Here is an 18,591-nt window from a genome sequence, read left to right on the forward strand (position 1 = left end):
GTATGCAAAGCAATCATCTGATTTTGATGAGGAGAATGTTATGAACAAAATGAGTAAAACTGTCCGGGCAGTACGGTCCGCTTGCAGTTTGCGCAACCGCTGCGTCGTAAAATGGAAGACTTCATTGCTGGTTGTTGTATGCCTATTCTCAGCAGTTCTCTTTTCCGGCTGCAAACTATATACCGTAGTTTCCAATGACAAAAGTAACGATAAACAGGGCAATACCTTTTATTTTCAGGACAATAGTTTTGATGCCAATCAGTTTGTCGAATCGGTATGGGATAGTAAAGTGATGCCGGCCGTCAATCAAAAAGCGGCCGATATCGGTCAAGTACTGAAAGAGGCACGAAACAATATGGATGAGGCCGGCGGGAAATACGGTTTTCGCAGCGCCCAGGAGGGAAGTGCCTGGAATTTTATTGTTAAGGGGCAGGGAAAGGTGCTAAAAGTCAGCCGGGAGTCCCGGGCGGGGACGCTGGATATAGATCTTCCTCCCTATGATGGCAAGACAGAGTTCAAAATACAGATAGGCCCGGTAATCAAGGGCACGGCAGTACGGGACTCGCTTGATTTTATCAAATATGACGATTTTAAAAATCAGATGGTTTTTGCTGAATTATCCAATGCGTTCCATAAGAGGATTGCCGATAGTCTGCTGAACAAGACGGATTTCAGTACTGTGGAAGGCAAGGAAGTAATTTTTACCGGTGCGTTTACCTTCACCTCGTTCGATGCTGTTGTTGTAACTCCGTTAACCTTGGAATTTACGGAGGGTGGTAGCTAATGAGTGAAGAATTGTGCCTGACGGGACGGGGAATAAGCAAGATCTATCCCGGAACGCTGGCTCTGAATAAGGTCAACTTCAATGTATACCGGGGCAAGGTTAATGTACTGATCGGTGAGAACGGGGCAGGCAAGTCCACATTAATGAAAATAATCGCCGGAATTGAGCAGCCCACCGAAGGGACTATCTGTTTGAATGGAGAGGAAATACATGTTAAAGATACGCGGGATGCTTCGGCCAAGGGAATAGGAATTATTCACCAGGAATTGAATTTATTTCCCAACCTTACGGTAGCACAAAATATTTTTATGGGCCGGGAAAATACCCGGTACGGGATTGTTTTAGATAATAGCCAGCATTTGGTAAAGACAAAAGCACTGCTGGAGAGGCTGGAACATCCGATTCGTCCGGATACTCCGGTCGGCGATCTGCGGGTTGGGCAGCAGCAGATTGTTGAAATAGCGAAGACGATGGCTCAGCAGGATTTGCATGTACTGATTATGGATGAACCGACTTCTTCACTCAGTACGGCCGAGGTGGAGGTTTTGTTCCGGCTGATTAAGGAGCTTAAAGAGCAGGGGATTTCCATTGTTTATATTTCCCACAGGCTGGAAGAAATTATGAAGATTGGTGATTATGTCACTGTTTTGCGTGACGGCAGACTGGTTGCTGAGGAACAAGTAAGAAATATTGACATACCCTGGATTGTCCAAAACATGGTAGGGCATAGTGACACAAAAATGGATTATCATCAGGAAAAAACAATCGGTGGTGAAATTTTACGGGTAGAAGCGCTGTCTTTACCGCGGAAAGGCGGTGGTTATGCGCTGGAAAATGTTTCTTTCTCCCTGCGGGCAGGGGAAATACTGGGAATATATGGCCTTCTGGGTGCCGGACGTACCGAATTGATTGAATGCTTAATGGGCATGCATCCCGAGTTAACCGGCGATGTGTATTTGGCAGGAGAAAAGATTCAACCAAAATCCATTTGGGGACAAATTAAAAGAGGCTTTGCCCATGTACCGGAAGATCGTCAAAGGGAAGGTCTGGTGCAAACGCTGTCCATTGCCAGAAACATGACACTGTCGAGCTTGTGGAATTACACGAGGGGAGTCCATTTGGACCGCAAGAAAGAAGATGAGTACATAAGTAAAACAATCAAAGATCTGGAAATAAAAGTACCCGATAGAAATTTACCAATCTTAGTTTTAAGTGGCGGCAACCAGCAAAAAGTCGTTATTGGCAAAGGGATACTGACTTCACCCAAAATCTTGCTTTTGGATGAACCCTCAAGAGGAATTGACATCGGGGCGAAGGCCGATGTATTTCACATTATAGCGAAATTTGCAAGTCAGGGTATGGGCGTTATTGTGGTAGCCTCCGAACTAAAAGAGATTATGGCAATATCTGACCGGATTATTGTGCTGTCAAACGGGCAGGTAACAGGAGAATTGAACAGGGATGAGATAACAGAAGAGGCTCTTGTAAAGGCTTCCGGAGTTGGTCACAGTTCGTCTAGAGTGAAAAATATTTCTTAAGATAGGAGGCCGTTTACTATGAGCAAAACAGCTTTCCAGGTAGCGGAAAAAGCTAACCTAAACAATATATCTGTAGGAATGCTGCTGTTAAAGGGCAGGACCTTTATCGCATTAATCTCTTTGGTGATTATCTTCAGTTTTCTTACGCCGAGCTTTTTGACCGCAAACAGCTTGATACTTATTGCCAAACATGTGGCGCTATATGCTTTGCTGGGCATTGGCATGACGCTGGTTATTATCAGTGGCGGAATTGACCTGTCGGTTGGTTCCATTGTGGGACTTGCCGGAATGATAGCGGGCGGGCTGATTAACGAAGGCTTGCGGCTGGATATGTTCGGGGTAACGATTTACTTTAATATTGTCGTCATCATGATCCTGGCTTTGCTAATGGGAACTGGTGTCGGGGCGGTTAACGGTCTTTTGGTTACCCGGTTTAATGTAGCGCCTTTTATCGCCACTCTCGGCACCATGTATGCAGCCCGCGGCTTTGCCCTCATCCGGTCAAACGGAGAGACCTTTCCCAATCTGGTTGGCAACCCTGCCTTGGGTAACGAAGGGTTTCCGATATTAGGCACAGGCGATGTTTTAGGCATCCCCATTTCCATTTGGATCATGATCATTATCGGCTTAGCGGCAGCTTATCTTCTTAAAAAGACTCCCTGGGGCTGGCATATTTTCGCCGTGGGCGGGAATGAGAAAGCCGCCAAACTGTCCGGTATCCGAGTGGACCGGGTTAAAATGCTGGTATATATGATTTCCGGTTTTTGCTCGGCTCTGGTCGGTCTGATTGTTTCTTCACAGCTGGTGGCGGCGCATCCGGCGTCGGGAAACTCCTGGGAAATGAACGCTATTGCGGCAGCCGTCCTGGGGGGGACCTCAATGGCCGGCGGTGTCGGAACCATCGGCGGGACTTTGATCGGCGCCTTTGTAATCGGAGTGCTTAGTGACGGCATGGTCATGATCGGTGTATCCGAGTTCTGGCAGATGGTCATCAAAGGCTTGGTTATTGTCGTTGCTGTCATTGTCGATCAAATTCAGCGAAACATGGAGAATAAATTAGCTCTGGAACGTAAAAACGGGTAGAGGGGATGTTTGTGCATGTTAAAAGGAATTCCAGATATCATTTCCCCGGAATTATTAAAAATTTTGCATGAAATGGGACACGGCGATGAACTGGCACTGGGGGATGCTAATTATCCGGCGGCCAGCAATGCGCAACGGCTTATCCGCTGTGACGGCCACGGTGTGCCTGAGGTTCTGGACAGCATTTTAAAACTTTTCCCGCTGGATATGTATGTGGACTGTCCGGTATCCCTGATGCAGGTGGTTCCGGGTGACACCGCCGTTCCCGGAATTCAGGATGAAATAAAAAGCGTGGTCTGCAGCTATGATGAACGTGGTGAAAAAGCAATTGAGTATGTAGAGAGGTTCCAGTTTTACGAAAGAAGCAGAAAAGCCTATGCTATTGTTGCTACAACCGAACGTAATTTGTATGGGTGCATGATTATAAAAAAGGGTGTTATAAAATAAGAGATATAAAACCCCCCTCAAATTATCTTCTTTCCAATACCGGAAAAATAGTTTCAGTAAACTGCCTATATATCAGTCACCGTTATTACCTGCGAGCGATGGGGAGGGGATTTGGGCAACCGTTTTATTGCGCATATTTTATCCTAATGCAGTTTGGACTGTATTGGGATTTTATTTTTGACTGAATTGATTATAACACTGCCTACGCTGCGCCAGGATGACAAGCTGCAAGGGCAGACGACATTGGAAGCGAAAGAACCGTCCCTAAAAGATTGTTTTGCATATTCGGTGCAGCCAGGCTAAAGCAGCTTGTTTACTGGTTTTGAGTGAAATACAGCGGGGTAGTTTATTTTTTTACTTGTTTATTGGTAATTTATGGAGATTGAAAGAGAGAATAGCAGTATTTTTTATATAAATCAGCAATTTTAATACTTGTTAAAATTTGACAATGATTATCATTACCAATTAGACTGTCCATATATTCTATTACTATGCAGGGAGGAAGAAAATGAATGCGCTACCGGAAATAAAGAAAATGGAAACGGCCCATAAAACCACAATTGATTTTGGCAGAGGAACAATCGGCGACGGCAGCTTTGCCGTCATCGCAGGTCCATGCGCTGTGGAAAGCCGGGAACAAATGTTTATGACGGCAAAAGTCGTCCGGGATTTAGGATCGGTCTTTATGCGGGGAGGCACGTTTAAGCCAAGGACTATGCCATATTCTTTTCAGGGTCTGGGTGTTGATGGTCTTTATATCTTAGATGAGACAAGGAAGCAGTATGATGTGGTTGTTACTACCGAAGTGATGAGCACGGAAATGGTAGAGGTCGTAGCAAAACATGTGGATATTTTGCAAATAGGCTCAAGAAATATGCAAAATTTTGATTTATTGAAGAAAGTGGGGCGGACAAGCACCCCGGTTATTTTAAAAAGAGGTCTTTCCTCAACCATCGAGGAATGGCTGGCGGCAGCCGAATACATTATGTGCGAGGGCAATAAAAAAGTCATATTATGCGAAAGAGGCATCAGGACATTTGAAAAATACACGCGCAATACCCTGGATCTGAGTGCCGTATTAGCGGTCAAGCAAATCAGCCATCTTCCGGTGATTGTAGACCCGAGCCATGGCACGGGAAGGAAGGATATGATTTTGCCGATGGCCAGGGCGGCCATGGCGATTGGCGCGGACGGAATTATGATCGAAGTGCACCCGAGGCCGGAAGAAGCCTTATCCGACGGAGAGCAATCCATCAATTTCGATCATTTTACCCAGTTGATGCAGGAAGTGGAAAGATTAAAAAAAGTGTTTCATTATTGCTAATTACTAAGCCGTGTCAGGAGGCTGGAAACAAACCTTGTTCAAACTTAAGATAAGGAATTTTGACCGTGAGTTTGCTGCTGCTTCTTTTTTATTGTCCGGCGGGGATATTCATCTCTGGCTGGCTTTTATCCAGACCTTTGAAGCAAGGGGAGAACAACTGGAAGCGCTCCTTTCCGCTGAAGAAACCAGCCGGATGGAGCGGTTTCATTTTCCGAAGGACAGGATTGGTTTTGCCGTAACGCATGGGATATTAAGAATGCTGATCGGCAGATATCTGAACTTCCCGCCGCATTTGTTAACCTTCCAGCCGGGCCGCTACGGCAAGCCGGAATTGTACGGAAACAAGCCTGTAGAACATTTTTTCTTTAACCTTTCCCATTCTTGCAATCTGGCGGCTTTCGCCTTTTCCCGCTCTTATCCTCTAGGCGTTGATGTGGAGCATATCCGGGATATCGGTGAACTGAATGAGACGGCGAATTACTGTTTTCATCAAAAAGAAAGAGCAGCGTTTAAAGCTCTTCCTGCAGATAAACGGCTAAACCGTTTCTTCGAATGCTGGACATGCAAGGAAGCCTTTGTTAAGGCAACGGGAGAAGGATTTTCACGAAGCCCGGATTCATTTTATTTTTACGGCGACAATTGCCGGGCAAAAGATATTTTCTGTATAAAAGGAGCCGGCATAAACAGCGCGGAGTGGGAAATTCTAACATTCAAACCCGCGGCAGATTATGCCGGAGCGGTTGCTTTTCGAAAACAGGATCATGTGCTGCAGGCATAAACGGAAAAGGTTTGTCCCAAAACAGGTTGTAAATCTGTTGGGGCAACCCTTTTTTTGTTTAATATACCATATTTAGGAAAAAATACAGGGATTTTTAGGAAAATAACCATTTGCCATTCATTTCCATTTTGGTATACTGTTTAAAGAAAATGATAATCATTATCATAAATGAATATAAAAGGAGGGATGTTCGGGAGTGTACCGATGAATCACAGATGGATTGCCTGGCGGAAAGAAAGGAAGGGTAAAATGAGTTTTTTAAACCTGGAGGGAAAGACCGCACTGGTGACAGGCGGTGCGCAGGGGATTGGCGAAGCTGTCGTCCGCTCCTTATGTGAGGCTGGTGCAGTTGTTGCCGTAATTGATCGCAATCCGCAAAAACTTAATGATTTCGTAGCCCGGTTGAAATCGGCAGGCTGCAAGGCAGAGGCTTTTCCTGCCGATGTCAGCGACAGGGAAGCGGTTGATACGGTAATAGAAGGTATTGAACGGAACCTGGGGCCAATTGAAATCCTGGTCAATGTTGCCGGTGTGCTGCATATGGGATGGATTGCGGAACTCAGCGATGAGGCTTGGGAGAAAACCTTTACTGTTAACACAACAGGCGTTTTTTATATTTCCCGTGCTGTAAGCAGGTATATGGTATCCCGCGGGCATGGTTCCATTGTCACTGTCGGATCAAATGCCGCAAAAGTCCCGCGAATTGCAATGGCAGCCTATGCTTCGTCCAAGGCGGCCGCTGCCATGTTTACCAAATGCCTGGGTTTGGAACTGGCAAGGCATAATATACGCTGCAATATCGTTTCGCCCGGTTCTACCAATACGCCGATGCAGTGGTCGTTGTGGAACGATGCGGATGGTGCGGCGGCTGTGATTGACGGTAGTCAGGAAGCCTTTAAGACCGGAATTCCGTTAAAAAAGCTGGCTGACCCGTCGGATATAGCGGCGGCGGTTCTTTTTTTGGTATCGGATAAGGCAGGGCATATTACTATGCATGATATATGTGTGGACGGCGGCGCAACTTTAGGCGTTTAACGGTGTTTTCACGATTTTCAGACAAGCCTTTGGAGGACAAGGAGGAGAAAATTATGAGGCGGGATTTCGCTGTACTGGAAAAACAATTGCTGGAAGACTATCAAGCCGGGGATTTTTTCTTTGCATCACCCGGTGGAACCTTACTGGGAAAAGGGTGCTTTGCCGTCGTTCAGCAGGAACGGGGAAAAGGCAAGCGGGAAAAAGGTCTGGTGCAACAAGTTGATGCCGTATTGCGACAGGCAAAGGTGCAGGGTTTCAATAACCCGGTCGTTACCGGTGCGGTCCCGTTTGATGCCAGACAAAAGGCCCGGCTGATTGTGCCGGCAACACTGGCCGTTAGCGACCGGTTGCCGCTTGATGTCAAGGCGGCTTTTAAACCGCCGGTCACTTCGGCGTATGCGGTTAAATCCATCCCGGAACCTCAGGCCTATTCGGCAGGTGTGGCCAAGGGGATCGATTATATAAAAAGCGGACGTCTCAGCAAAATTGTTTTATCAAGAGCCTTACAGCTTACTTCTTCAGCAGCCGTTGATATTCATCAATTATTGTGTAATTTAGCACAGCATAATCTCAAGGGGTATACTTTTGCCGTTAACTTGGCTGATATGGTACCCGATCAACCCGGCACGGACTCCGCCTTGGAAAGGAACACGCTAATCGGCGCCAGTCCCGAACTGCTTATTGCGAGGTCGGGGCTGCAGGTAACGGCCAATCCGCTGGCAGGCTCCAGACCGCGGGGAGATACGGCTGCCGAAGACCGGAGGCTGGCGGGAGAACTGCTTTCTTCCCGGAAAGATCTCCATGAACATGAAGTGGTTGTCCAGGCGGTTGCCGCTGCCCTGAAGCCTTACTGCAGGAAATTGACGGTGCCGGAGGCACCCTCATTGATCAACACGGAGGCGGTGTGGCATCTTTCTACCAAAATAACGGCGGAAATTGCCGATCCTGCAGTCTCTTCGCTGGAACTGGCAATGGCGCTGCATCCGACGCCCGCCGTTTGCGGATCCCCTACAGAGGCGGCGCGGGCGGCGATTGAACGTATCGAACCGTTTGACCGGGGATTTTTTACAGGAATCGTCGGCTGGTGCGATGCAACCGGCAATGGGGAATGGGCCGTTGCGATCCGCTGCGCTGAAATACAGGCACAGTCACTCTGCCTGTTTGCGGGCGCAGGCGTGGTTGCAGGATCAAAACCGGAAGAGGAATTGGCGGAAACGGCGGCCAAGTTCCGCACTATGCTGACCGCTATGGGAATTGACAAGGAGGTGGCGGGAGTATGAGGAGCAGCGAATACCCGTTCTGGCCGCAGAATTTTGTTAATTTGTACAGGGAAACAGACTGCTGGCGGGGTGAAACTTTTGGCTCCATGCTGCGTGAACGGGCCGGCAAACAGGGGAAACGCATTGCCGTTACCGATGGGGAAAAAAGCGTCAGTTACGCAGAATTGGACCGCCGTGCGGACTGCCTGGCGGCCGGATTCGCCAGGCTGGGCTTGAAAAAAGGAGACCGCGCGGTTGTCCAGCTTCCCAACCGGATAGAATTCTTTGAGGTGATTTTTGCCTTATTCCGGCTGGGAGCATTGCCTGTTTTTGCTCTTCCGTCCCACCGGGAAAGTGAAATTCAATATTTTTGCCGGTTTACCGAAGCTGTTCTTTACGTCATCCCCGATTGCTATGCAGAGTTTGACTACCGTACTCTGGCGAAAGCGGTTCAACCCAACACTCCGGCTTTACGGCAGGTGATTGTGGCAGGGAGTTCCGGCGGTTTTACGGCTTTGTCGGAGCTGTATGACGATCCGGTTGTTCCCGAGGCGGAAGTAAACCCGGACGATGTCGCTTTTTTACAGCTCTCCGGCGGCAGCACCGGGTTGTCCAAGCTGATTCCGCGTACGCATGACGACTATATTTACAGTCTGAGAGCCAGCAATGAAATATGCCGGATGAATCAGGACAGCGTCTATCTTGCCGCTTTGCCTGTCGCTCATAATTATCCGCTCAGTTCGCCGGGCGCACTGGGGACCCTGTATGCAGGCGGACGGGTTGTACTTGCTGCGGGAGGCAGCCCTGATGAAACCTTTCCCTTGATCGCACAGGAAGGTGTGACCATTACGGCGCTTGTGCCGCCGCTTGCGTTGATCTGGCTTGAAGCGGCGGCTTCCCGCCGTGAGGACCTGTCAAGCCTGAAAGTGCTTCAGGTTGGCGGAGCCAAATTTAGCGAGCAGGCGGCAAGAAGAATCAAGTCGGTATTTGGCTGCACGCTGCAGCAAGTGTTTGGTATGGCGGAAGGCCTGGTGAACTACACCAGACTGGATGACCCGGAGGAGACGATTGTCAGCACGCAGGGAAAACCCATGTCGCCGTTTGATGAAATCCGGGTTGTCGACGAAAATGACGAGGACGTCGGACCAGGCGAGGTAGGAGAATTATTAACCAGAGGCCCCTACACCATACGAGGCTATTACAAGGCTGAGGAGCATAATGCCAAGACTTTTACAACGGATGGTTTTTACCGGACGGGAGACTTGGTCAGCATGACCGCAGCAGGGTATATTGTTGTAGAAGGCCGCGCCAAGGATCAAATTAACCGGGGCGGTGAAAAAATAGCGGCGGAAGAGGTAGAAAACCATCTTTTGGCACATGATGCGGTGCATGATGCGGCCGTTGTTTCCGTACCCGACGAATTTCTTGGGGAACGGTCCTGCGCCTTTGTCATACCGCGCCGCCGGGTTCCTTCCGCCGGGGAATTGAAACGATTTCTCAGAGAACGCGGCATTGCCGGTTATAAAATTCCCGACCGCATAGAGTTTATTCAGTCTTTTCCCTATACACCGCTGGGAAAGGTAAGTAAAAAGGAATTGCGACAGATGGCCGCACGGATAACGAAGGTCTCCACTGCCGCGTCAATATAGATAACTGAAGGAGTGATTGGGATGGCTATTCCCGCTATTTTGCCTTATTCGTTGGCGTTTGCAGCCGAGCTGCCGCAAAACCGGGTATCCTGGAAAGCGGAGGCTGACCGCTCGGTGCTGCTCATTCATGATATGCAGCAATACTTTCTTGCTGCTTATCAGTCTGAGAATTCGCCACTGGCTGAACTGCTAAGAAATATTCAATTGTTAAAAAAGCAATGCAAAGAACTCGGCATACCGGTGATTTACACTGTGCAGCCAGGGGCCCAGAAACCTGAAGACAGGGCGCTGCTCCGTGATTTCTGGGGGCCGGGGCTGGCTGATGAGCCCGAACAAACTAAAATAGCCGATGCGATTGCACCTGACGACCAAGATATTGTACTGACCAAATGGCGGTACAGTGCCTTTAAAAGAACGCGGTTGCTGGAAATCATGCGCGGGCAGGGACGCGATCAACTGATCATCTGCGGCGTTTATGCCCACATTGGCTGCCTTTTGACGGCCGGAGACGCTTTTATGCAGGATCTGGAGACTTTTTTTGTCGGCGATGCGGTAGCGGACTTTTCTTTGGACCACCACCGCATAGCCATAAACTACGCAGCCGGCTGCTGCTCTTTTGTCACTTCCACCGAACTGGTGCTTTCCCAACTAACAGACAACCGCAGCTTTTTCGGGGTTGTGGAGGACAACAGTACGCAGCCTCTGACACTGCAGCGGGTACGAAAGCAGGTTGCTGAACTATTGGGTGAAACTGCGGCTGATTTGACGGATCATGAAAGTCTGGTCGACCGGGGCCTGGATTCGATCCGTATGATGAGTCTAGTCGAGCAATGGCGGAGGATAAGTACGGATATTACGTTTATAAAGCTGGCTAAAGAGCCGACAATATATAGCTGGTGGGAGCTGTTGTCTGCAAAAAAGTAAAGACTGAGGTTGATCGTATACTTGTCAATAAACTGCAGAATTTTTAAAAAGGAGAGAATGAAAATGAATAATCCTTTTGAAAATCCAAACGGCACCTATTTGGTACTGATAAATCAGGAAGGCCAGTATTCCCTCTGGCCTTCCTTTCTGGACATACCCGGCGGCTGGTCTGTGGTATACGGGGAGGGAAATCGGCAGCAATGCCTGGATTATATTAACGCGTGCTGGGTTGATATGCGGCCTAACTCCTTAAAGCTGGACTCCGTAAAAGGACATAAACATGCGAGTACGGCCTGAGCTTAAAGTAACTGCCGGTATTGTTTATGTAACGGCGGCAACGGCTGGGACAATTGCATCGGGCGCTGCGGCGGCTGGATCAGACCGCCAGGGAGTTAAAGCTGGAAAAACTGTTGAGGCGAAGTATCTTTTCCCTGTCCGGCGGGGAAAAACCATTGTTATAGCCGACAGGATTATCTATATGGAGAAAGGTCGTATTAAAGCCGAATATACCCATGCCGGTTTTCTGGCCATGGATGCTGAGGAAAGAGCGGCTAAAGGCCGGATTGCTCAAGGACCTGGCGGTTGAAGGTAAAGTAATCTTTGTCGTAACCCGTGATGCTGAATTGCTTGCCAATACCTGCAACCGTGTACTTTGTTTTGCGGACGGCACGGCCCAGGAGCGGTTTTACGGTAAAGAGGAAACTGACGGACAGTGGCTGATAAATACAGGGGGGGGATACATATGAGCATTGAACAGAACCTGGACGGGGTTCCGGAAACTTTACTGGTTCCATTATGGGCCAGAGCGGTAGAAACGAGACGCTCCGAGCCGATTATCCGGGATGAGCTGGCGGTAAGCATGGTGGAAAAAATAAATTATGACTTTTCTAAATTTGAAAAGGCCTGGATGTCACAGGTAGGTGTTTCTATCCGGACGGAGTTGCTGGATAAGGCGGCCGTCAATTTTATCAGCCGGCATCCGGAGGCTGTCGTGATCAATCTTGGCTGCGGTCTAGACACCCGTTTTTTTCGTGTGGATAACGGCCAAATCCGTTGGTATGAATTGGATTTGCCGGAACCTATCCGGATCCGTCGGGAATTTTTTACGGAGACGGACCGGTACCGGATGATTGCCCAATCCGTGTTTGATCCTGCCTGGGTGGAAGAAATTGGACAGCGTCATGAACCCGTATTAATCATTGCCGAGGGGCTGTTTATGTATTTTACCGAGCAGGAAGTAAAAGAATTATTTGTTAAGCTGATTGCCGCTTTTCCCAGGGCCGAGATGTTACTTGAAGTTTTGTCGCCACTGTTGGTGAAAAACAGCCGGCACCATGATGCTGTCGGCAAGATGAATGTCTCTTTTCAATGGGGAGCAGCGAGTGGGAAGATGGTGGAAGAATTGAATGAACGTATCAGGTTCCTGCAGGAATGGAACTATTTTGACTATCACCGGGAGCGTTGGGGATGGCTGCGCTGGCTCTCATGGATTCCGGCCTTTAAGCGGAATTTTAACAACAAGATTGTTCACTTGCAGTTTGTTTAAAAGGAGATATTTTCTTAAGTGAATCACTCTCTTCCACTCGGTTCGGCAACAAAACAATACGGCATGGCCTATTGTAATTGGCAAGAATCATACTATAATGATAATGGGTATCAAAATATGTGCTAGGGCAGGAGCCGGCAGCGTCTTTTTTAGCGCAGTTGCCTGATCAAAGCCGCTAAATGACACATTTCCGGATAAGGGGAGGGGGCTTTTATTATGGAAAATGCCATGCAAAAATATAAGATCTTTAATCCGGGAAACAAGAATTGCGCCGTATGTGCCGGGATCAACAGCATGTACAGAACAGATTCCTTTCAGCAAGAATTAAAAATACCGGAAAAGGTTGGCAAGGGATATTTTCGCAGAATCATTGTCAAACCCTCCATGGAAATATTTATACCCGATGTGACGTTTTATGACAATATGGTGATACGGGGCAGCCGGGATGAGCAGATATATGGCTTGGCTTTCGGTCTAGGAGATCCCTTTTGGTGGAGCGTGGAGGGGAATGAACAGGAATATGAGCTGGCATGCGGGGAAAGCTGCATTTTCAACCGGTTCCAGGGAGAAAGCGTATCCCGCTATCAGCCGGGGCAGCGGTTTTGGGGGCTTAGAATCGAGTTCGATTCGCGGCTTATATCCAGTTGGATTGAGCATTTAGGGAAAGATGGTTCCCGTGCTGGAATGTCTTGTACCTGTGGCAGCGGTGGTGGCTTTTATAAGAGAAAGTATTCAGCAGCTGTCAGTCTGATTCTTCATGATATGATTAACTGTCATTATCGGGATGATGTAAAAAGAATATATCTTGAAGGGAAAATACTGGAACTGCTTGCTGTTTATCTGAATGAACTAACCTTTGAAAGGGAAGGCGCGTATTCTCCGGTCAGGCTCTCCAATACCGACATGAAGTCGTTGCATGAGGCCAGACGGCTGCTTGATGAAAATATTGCCACGCCGCCAACCATAAGAAAACTGGCAAAATGGGTATGCCTGAATGAATATAAGTTAAAAACAGGATTCAAGAAATTGTTCGGCAAGCCTGTTCATGCTTATCTCATCGATAAAAGGCTGGAAACGGCCCGGTTTTTAATAGAAAAGAAAAAGTTAAAAATTACGGAAGCGGCTTTATTAGTAGGTTATAACGATTTAAGTTACTTTGCTGAAACATTTAGGAAAAAATATGGCGTCAATCCGTCCCAGGTCAGCTAGTACGGTATCAAATCTGAACCTATGAGCCCGGCGTATATTTTCCGCAAAACTGCGCTGGCCGGTATCCCCACTGCTCCGCCTTGTTTCATGAAACAGATTCTAGCCACGATACTTACATTTAAGATTAGTACCGTTTAGGCACAGAGAAGAAATCATTTCTTTTCTGTGCCTAAACTACTTTTTACCATAAATTTAATCCTTCTTGCCATAGAAAACAGCAGTAAAAGGGAGTATTATATTTTTGTAATATGATAATGAAAACCAATATCAATAAACATAAGCTGGTGATAACTATAGCTGTTAGGAGGCATGAACATGAGTACTACTAAAAACTCAATGGTTACAGTATTGTTTGGATTTGCAGGGAGCTACCGTATCCTCCTTGTGCTGTCCTGGCTTTTAGCCGGGCTGAGCTCCGTCCTTTCCATCGGTCCGTTTATCTGCATCTGGTTCGTGATCCGGGAGGTATTCCGTGTACTGCCGGATGTTGTACAAGCTGCGGAAGCAGCGAAGTTTGGGTGGCTGGCAGTAGGTTTGGCAGTTGCCAGTATTGCTTGCTATTTTGTAGCGTTGCTGTGTTCCCATTTAGCTGCGTTTCGGGTTGAAAAAAATATGCGCAAGCAGGCGATGCGTAAAATTGTAGATCTGCCACTCGGGTATTTCGGCACCAATACAAGCGGGAAACTTAGAAAGATTATTGATGACAACGCAAGTCTGACTCACGCCTTTTTAGCGCACCAGTTGCCGGATTTGGCCGGAGCGGTCATTATGCCGATAGCAATTCTGGCGGTTCTCTTTATTTTTGACTGGAAATTAGGACTGATCTGCTTCATTCCTCTGGTCCTTGGTCTGGTATTTTTACAAAGAATGATGGGGGGCGAAAAAGCCGGATTTATGAACCAATATATGGATGCCCTAGAGGCGATGAATGCAACTGCTGTTGAATACGTCAGGGGAATCCCCGTTGTAAAGGTGTTTCAACAAACGGTGTATTCTTTCAAAAACTTTCATGAATCGATTGTAAGGTACCGGGATTTTGCAGCCGCTTTTGCCCTGGAATGCCGTATACCGATGATAGGATTTACCATGTCCATCCATGCACCTTCACTGCTCTTGATACCTGCGGGTATCTTGTTTGTTTCAACAGCGGCAGATTACCGGGAATTTCTTCTGGATCTTATCTTTTATATATTATTTGTTCCAGTGTCGGGGAGCATGATGAATAAAATCATGTATGCGGGGGAAAGCATTATGGTGGCCCGGGAGGCCGTTGGACGTATCTGTGAAATTACTCAGGAAAAGACACTGGCAGAAGGCAGTCTGGATAAACCAATAAACGAGTATAGCATTTGTTTCAACCATGTTACCTTCGCCTATCCCGGCAAGCAGCAACCCGCGGTTTTCCGGGCGAATTTTGCTGTGCCGCAGGGTAAAACCTATGCTTTGGTCGGGTCTTCCGGCAGCGGCAAAACCACACTGGCCAGCCTTATTCCGCGATTCTGGGATGTAGGTGAAGGGAGTATTACCATTGGCGGAGTCGATGTACGGGATGTTAAGGAAGCTGATTTGATGAAAAAAATTGCCTTTGTATTTCAAAATACAAAGTTATTCAAGACTAGTCTGTTGGATAATATCCGTGCCGCCAAACCGGAAGCGGGCCGGGAAGAGGCCCTTTATGCAGCGCACATGGCACAGTGCGACGATATTTTGGCCAAGATGCCCCACGGAATTGATACTGTTGTAGGAACTGACGGCGTCTATTTGTCAGGAGGGGAACAACAGCGAATTGTGTTAGCCAGGGCGATTTTAAAAGATGCTCCTATTATTATTTTGGATGAGGCAACCGCTTTTGCCGATCCGGAAAATGAATATCAGATTCAAAAAGCTTTTGAACACCTGACAAAAGGAAAAACCGTATTGATGATTGCCCATCGTCTTTCCTCCATTAAAGATGTGGATTGCATCTTGGTTATGCAGCAAGGGGAGATTGTAGAGCGAGGTTCTCATGAGAATTTGCTGCATTCTAAAGGAGTATATGCCGGTATGTGGCAAGAATATCAGACTTCTATTGCCTGGAAGGTCGAAGAGGAGGCTGCACATGCTTAGATTTTTTCAAACAAAATTTGCACTAAGTGAAAAGGGTGCAAAAGATTTACGCAATGGCAGCTTATATAGTGCGTTAACGAATCTTGGCATGATGCTTCCGGTGGGACTGTTTAGCGTAATGCTGAATGATCTGCTGCGCCCGCTTTTCGGAGCGGACGCAGCGATGCCGAAGGTTATGCCGTATATTCTGCTCGTTTTCATACTATTTATCGTTTTATATCTTTTTCAGTATTGGCAATATTCCAGCGTATTCCTTTCTACTTATGCCGAGAGCGCCACCCGCAGAATTACGTTAGCTGAAAAACTTCGCCGGTTGCCTCTGTCCTTTTTCGGTAAACGGGATTTGTCCGATTTAACCAATACCCTTATGGGGGATTGTGCGACGCTGGAACATGCTTTTTCACATGCTGTGCCTCAGTTGTTTGGCGCTATTCTTTCTACAGGTATCATCACCATTGCATTGTTTTATATGGACTGGCGCATGGCACTTTCCATATTATGGGTGGTTCCGGTAGCTTTTCTGATGATCGTTGGTTCCAAATATATTCAGAACAAGGCGGAACTTACTCATTATCAGGCAAAGCGCGTTTGTGCGGACAGTATTCAGGAATGCCTGGAAACTATTCAGGATATAAAAGCCTGCAATAAAAAAGAAAGTTATATGGAGAGTCTGAATAGAAAACTGGATGCGGCAGAGCAGGCGCAGATCCGTTCGGAATTGACTGTGGGTATTTTTGTGACCAGTGCGCAGGCGGTGCTGCGGCTGGGTTTGGCTTCCGTAGTACTGGTAGGCGGTGAATTATTGGTGGAAGGAGAAATGGACTTATTGACCTATCTTATCTTTTTGATTGCAGCGTCGAGAATATATGAACCGTTGTCAGGAACGCTGGCCCATATTGCCGAGATTTTTATGATTGGAATTCCCATCCAAAGAATGCAGGAAATGGAGGCGCAGCCTGTTCAGCAGGGTGAAAGAAGCTATGCTCTGAATGGATATAACATTCAGTTTGATCATGTTGCATTTTCTTATCATACGGATGAGCCCATTTTACAGGATATTTCTTTTGTGGCAAAACAGGGAGAAGTAACGGCGCTGGTAGGTCCTTCCGGCGGCGGGAAAAGTACGGCCGCCAAACTGGCAGCACGTTTCTGGGATGTAAATTCCGGTAAGATTACGCTTGGAGGCCGGGATATAACGACCATTGATCCCGAAGCTTTGCTGCAACATTATGCGATTGTTTTTCAGGATGTTACCCTATTCGATGACACGGTCCTGGAGAATATCCGCTTAGGTAAGCTTGGTGCGACTGATGAAGAGGTAAAAAAAGCTGCCAGGCTGGCCAGGTGTGATGAATTTGTAGCCCGTATGCCTAGGGGATATGATACGGTTATCGGTGAAAACGGTGCGATATTATCCGGTGGAGAACGTCAGCGCATCTCTATTGCCAGAGCCATCCTTAAAAATGTGCCGATCATTTTGCTGGATGAAGCTACCGCTTCTTTGGATGTCGAAAATGAAACAAAAATACAGGCGGCCTTAACGGAACTTATTAAAAATAAAACGGTCCTAATTATTGCCCACCGTATGCGTACTGTTGCCAATGCCGATAAGATTGTCGTTCTGTCCGACGGATATGTTGCCCAGCAGGGCAAACACGCTGATTTGATAAAGCAGGATGGATTATATCGTCATATGGTTGAAATTCAAACGCAGAGCATGGACTGGGCACTGAATTGAACAGAGTCAAACAGCAACCCCACGGTCTTGGGTAACACAAAACGGATGAATCGATAGTCTTGGCTGCATCATTAGATGCAGCCGTTTTTTGTCTGTTGGAGTAAGGATTTCATTGAAATCAGGTTAATGTGTTAATCACTTTTAGTGCGTCGTTCAAAGCGCGTACATCATGCGTGCGGATATAGTCTACGCCCATATAGCTTAAATAAATTTCTGCCCCTAAAGTAGCTGGTCCTCTCTCGGTTACTTTGCGGTTGGTGATGTTGCCTAAAAATGATTTTCGGGAAACCCCGACAAGAATTGGTAAATTAAAATACTCCTTCAAATGCTTTATATTTTTTAGAACATAGATGGAAGACTCCGGATTAGATCCTAAGAAAAATCCCATCCCCGGATCCAAAATCATTCGTTCCAATGAAATACCTGAATTCTGAAGTGCTTTAATACGTTCGCTAAAAAAGGTGACCATGCCCTTAAAAACCTTTTGGGGTTCAGTCTCAATAACGGTAGCCGGACCAAAACGCTGGATGGAATGCATGATAATTAGTTTACAATTAGATTCTGCTAAATCAGGATAAATTTCAGCATGAGGGAATCCCTGAATATCATTTAAATAGTGGATATTATTCTTTAAAACGGATTTTTGAACTTCAGGCTTAAAAGTGTCTATCGAAACCGGAATATGGTGCGATAGCAAAGAATGAATAACCGGTTGTAAACGATTAATTTCTTCTTGCGGCTTCACTTCATTTGTTTCAGTATTACTGGAAGCGGCTCCTAGATCAATAATATCAGCGCCATCTTCCACAAGCTTAAGAGATTTTTCTATAGCCTTGTTTGTATCAAGATAAAGGCCGCCGTCCGAGAAACTGTCCTCAGTAATATTTACAATTCCTAATATTTTGGGGGTAGATATTTTCACAAAAAGCTCTCCTCTCCTATAAGCGAAATTGAACCTCTTGTATAAATTCTATCATAATATAATTTTTTATCAATTTATCTTGCATTTGGGTTAAGCTGCCGGTCTCGTATAAACTGCTCCGGAACATCGCTGGCGGAAGGATGTTCGAAAATGACATCTGAAACGGCTTTTACAAAAAGTGCGGCAAATGGTAGAGCATCATTTTTAACCAGACGTAGCGAGCAGACCACACCCCATCTTGTCATTTGA

The 18,591-nt window shown here is 46.9% G+C and carries 18 protein-coding genes; 17 read left to right on the forward strand and 1 reads right to left on the reverse strand.

Annotated features, from left to right (window positions below):
* Positions 1-40: 40 nt before the first annotated feature.
* The 17 genes from P22_RS06830 to P22_RS06910 all read left to right on the forward strand — a co-directional run bounded on the left by P22_RS06830 (position 41) and on the right by P22_RS06910 (position 17,420).
* Positions 41-784 carry a DUF2291 family protein gene (locus P22_RS06830; protein ID WP_054259483.1) on the forward strand — a complete coding sequence of 248 codons (744 nt, stop codon included), beginning with the start codon at positions 41-43 and terminating at the stop codon, positions 782-784.
* Positions 784-2,322 (forward strand): sugar ABC transporter ATP-binding protein, encoded by a 1,539-nt coding sequence (locus P22_RS06835; protein ID WP_054259484.1) that lies wholly within the window; start codon positions 784-786, stop codon positions 2,320-2,322. The genes P22_RS06830 and P22_RS06835 overlap by 1 nt, the downstream gene beginning before the upstream one ends.
* Positions 2,323-2,340: 18 nt before the next feature.
* Complete coding sequence (locus tag P22_RS06840) at positions 2,341-3,405, forward strand: ABC transporter permease (protein ID WP_054259485.1); 1,065 nt, start codon at positions 2,341-2,343, stop codon at positions 3,403-3,405.
* Positions 3,406-3,420: 15 nt separating this feature from the next.
* Complete coding sequence (locus tag P22_RS06845) at positions 3,421-3,852, forward strand: RbsD/FucU family protein (protein ID WP_054259486.1); 432 nt, start codon at positions 3,421-3,423, stop codon at positions 3,850-3,852.
* A 177-nt stretch (positions 3,853-4,029) separates the two neighbouring features.
* Complete coding sequence (locus tag P22_RS21365; protein WP_255351788.1) at positions 4,030-4,155, forward strand: hypothetical protein; 126 nt, start codon at positions 4,030-4,032, stop codon at positions 4,153-4,155.
* Positions 4,156-4,360: 205 nt separating this feature from the next.
* Positions 4,361-5,176, forward strand: coding sequence for a bifunctional 3-deoxy-7-phosphoheptulonate synthase/chorismate mutase (locus tag P22_RS06850; RefSeq protein WP_054259487.1), 816 nt, complete (start codon positions 4,361-4,363; stop codon positions 5,174-5,176).
* 34 nt (positions 5,177-5,210) lie between these two features.
* Entirely contained in the window at positions 5,211-5,954 is a 744-nt protein-coding gene (locus P22_RS06855) for a 4'-phosphopantetheinyl transferase family protein (RefSeq protein ID WP_054259488.1), read from the forward strand.
* Between the two features lie 204 nt (positions 5,955-6,158).
* Positions 6,159-6,989, forward strand: a complete 831-nt coding sequence (locus P22_RS06860) for a 2,3-dihydro-2,3-dihydroxybenzoate dehydrogenase (RefSeq protein ID WP_235814575.1) — start codon at positions 6,159-6,161, stop codon at positions 6,987-6,989.
* A gap of 53 nt (positions 6,990-7,042) precedes the next feature.
* Positions 7,043-8,269, forward strand: coding sequence for an isochorismate synthase DhbC (gene dhbC, locus P22_RS06865; protein ID WP_054259489.1), 1,227 nt, complete (start codon positions 7,043-7,045; stop codon positions 8,267-8,269).
* Positions 8,266-9,897 (forward strand): (2,3-dihydroxybenzoyl)adenylate synthase, encoded by a 1,632-nt coding sequence (locus P22_RS06870; RefSeq protein WP_054259490.1) that lies wholly within the window; start codon positions 8,266-8,268, stop codon positions 9,895-9,897. Before dhbC ends, P22_RS06870 begins: the two co-directional genes overlap by 4 nt.
* 21 nt (positions 9,898-9,918) lie before the next feature.
* Entirely contained in the window at positions 9,919-10,821 is a 903-nt protein-coding gene (locus P22_RS06875) for an isochorismatase (RefSeq protein WP_054259491.1), read from the forward strand.
* Positions 10,822-10,884: 63 nt separating this feature from the next.
* Positions 10,885-11,118: an MbtH family protein gene (locus tag P22_RS06880; protein WP_054259492.1), complete on the forward strand. Its 234-nt coding sequence runs from the start codon at positions 10,885-10,887 to the stop codon at positions 11,116-11,118.
* Positions 11,102-11,407, forward strand: a complete 306-nt coding sequence (locus tag P22_RS20895; protein ID WP_054259493.1) for a hypothetical protein — start codon at positions 11,102-11,104, stop codon at positions 11,405-11,407. The genes P22_RS06880 and P22_RS20895 overlap by 17 nt, the downstream gene beginning before the upstream one ends.
* Before the next feature lie 156 nt (positions 11,408-11,563).
* Entirely contained in the window at positions 11,564-12,367 is an 804-nt protein-coding gene (locus P22_RS06895) for a class I SAM-dependent methyltransferase (RefSeq protein WP_054259495.1), read from the forward strand.
* A gap of 216 nt (positions 12,368-12,583) precedes the next feature.
* Positions 12,584-13,576: a helix-turn-helix transcriptional regulator gene (locus P22_RS06900; RefSeq protein WP_054259496.1), complete on the forward strand. Its 993-nt coding sequence runs from the start codon at positions 12,584-12,586 to the stop codon at positions 13,574-13,576.
* A gap of 315 nt (positions 13,577-13,891) precedes the next feature.
* Positions 13,892-15,682, forward strand: a complete 1,791-nt coding sequence (locus P22_RS06905) for an ABC transporter ATP-binding protein (RefSeq protein ID WP_054259497.1) — start codon at positions 13,892-13,894, stop codon at positions 15,680-15,682.
* A complete protein-coding gene (locus P22_RS06910) occupies positions 15,675-17,420 on the forward strand; it encodes an ABC transporter ATP-binding protein (protein ID WP_054259498.1) in 1,746 nt (581 codons plus the stop codon). The genes P22_RS06905 and P22_RS06910 overlap by 8 nt, the downstream gene beginning before the upstream one ends.
* Before the next feature lie 118 nt (positions 17,421-17,538).
* Here P22_RS06910 and folP read toward each other — a convergent pair whose 3' ends face one another.
* Positions 17,539-18,336 carry a dihydropteroate synthase gene (gene folP, locus P22_RS06915; protein WP_069972782.1) on the reverse strand — a complete coding sequence of 266 codons (798 nt, stop codon included), beginning with the start codon at positions 18,334-18,336 and terminating at the stop codon, positions 17,539-17,541.
* Positions 18,337-18,591: the final 255 nt, after the last annotated feature.

The organism is Propionispora sp. 2/2-37 (genome assembly GCF_001298735.1).
Lineage (GTDB): Bacteria > Bacillota > Negativicutes > Propionisporales > Propionisporaceae > Propionispora.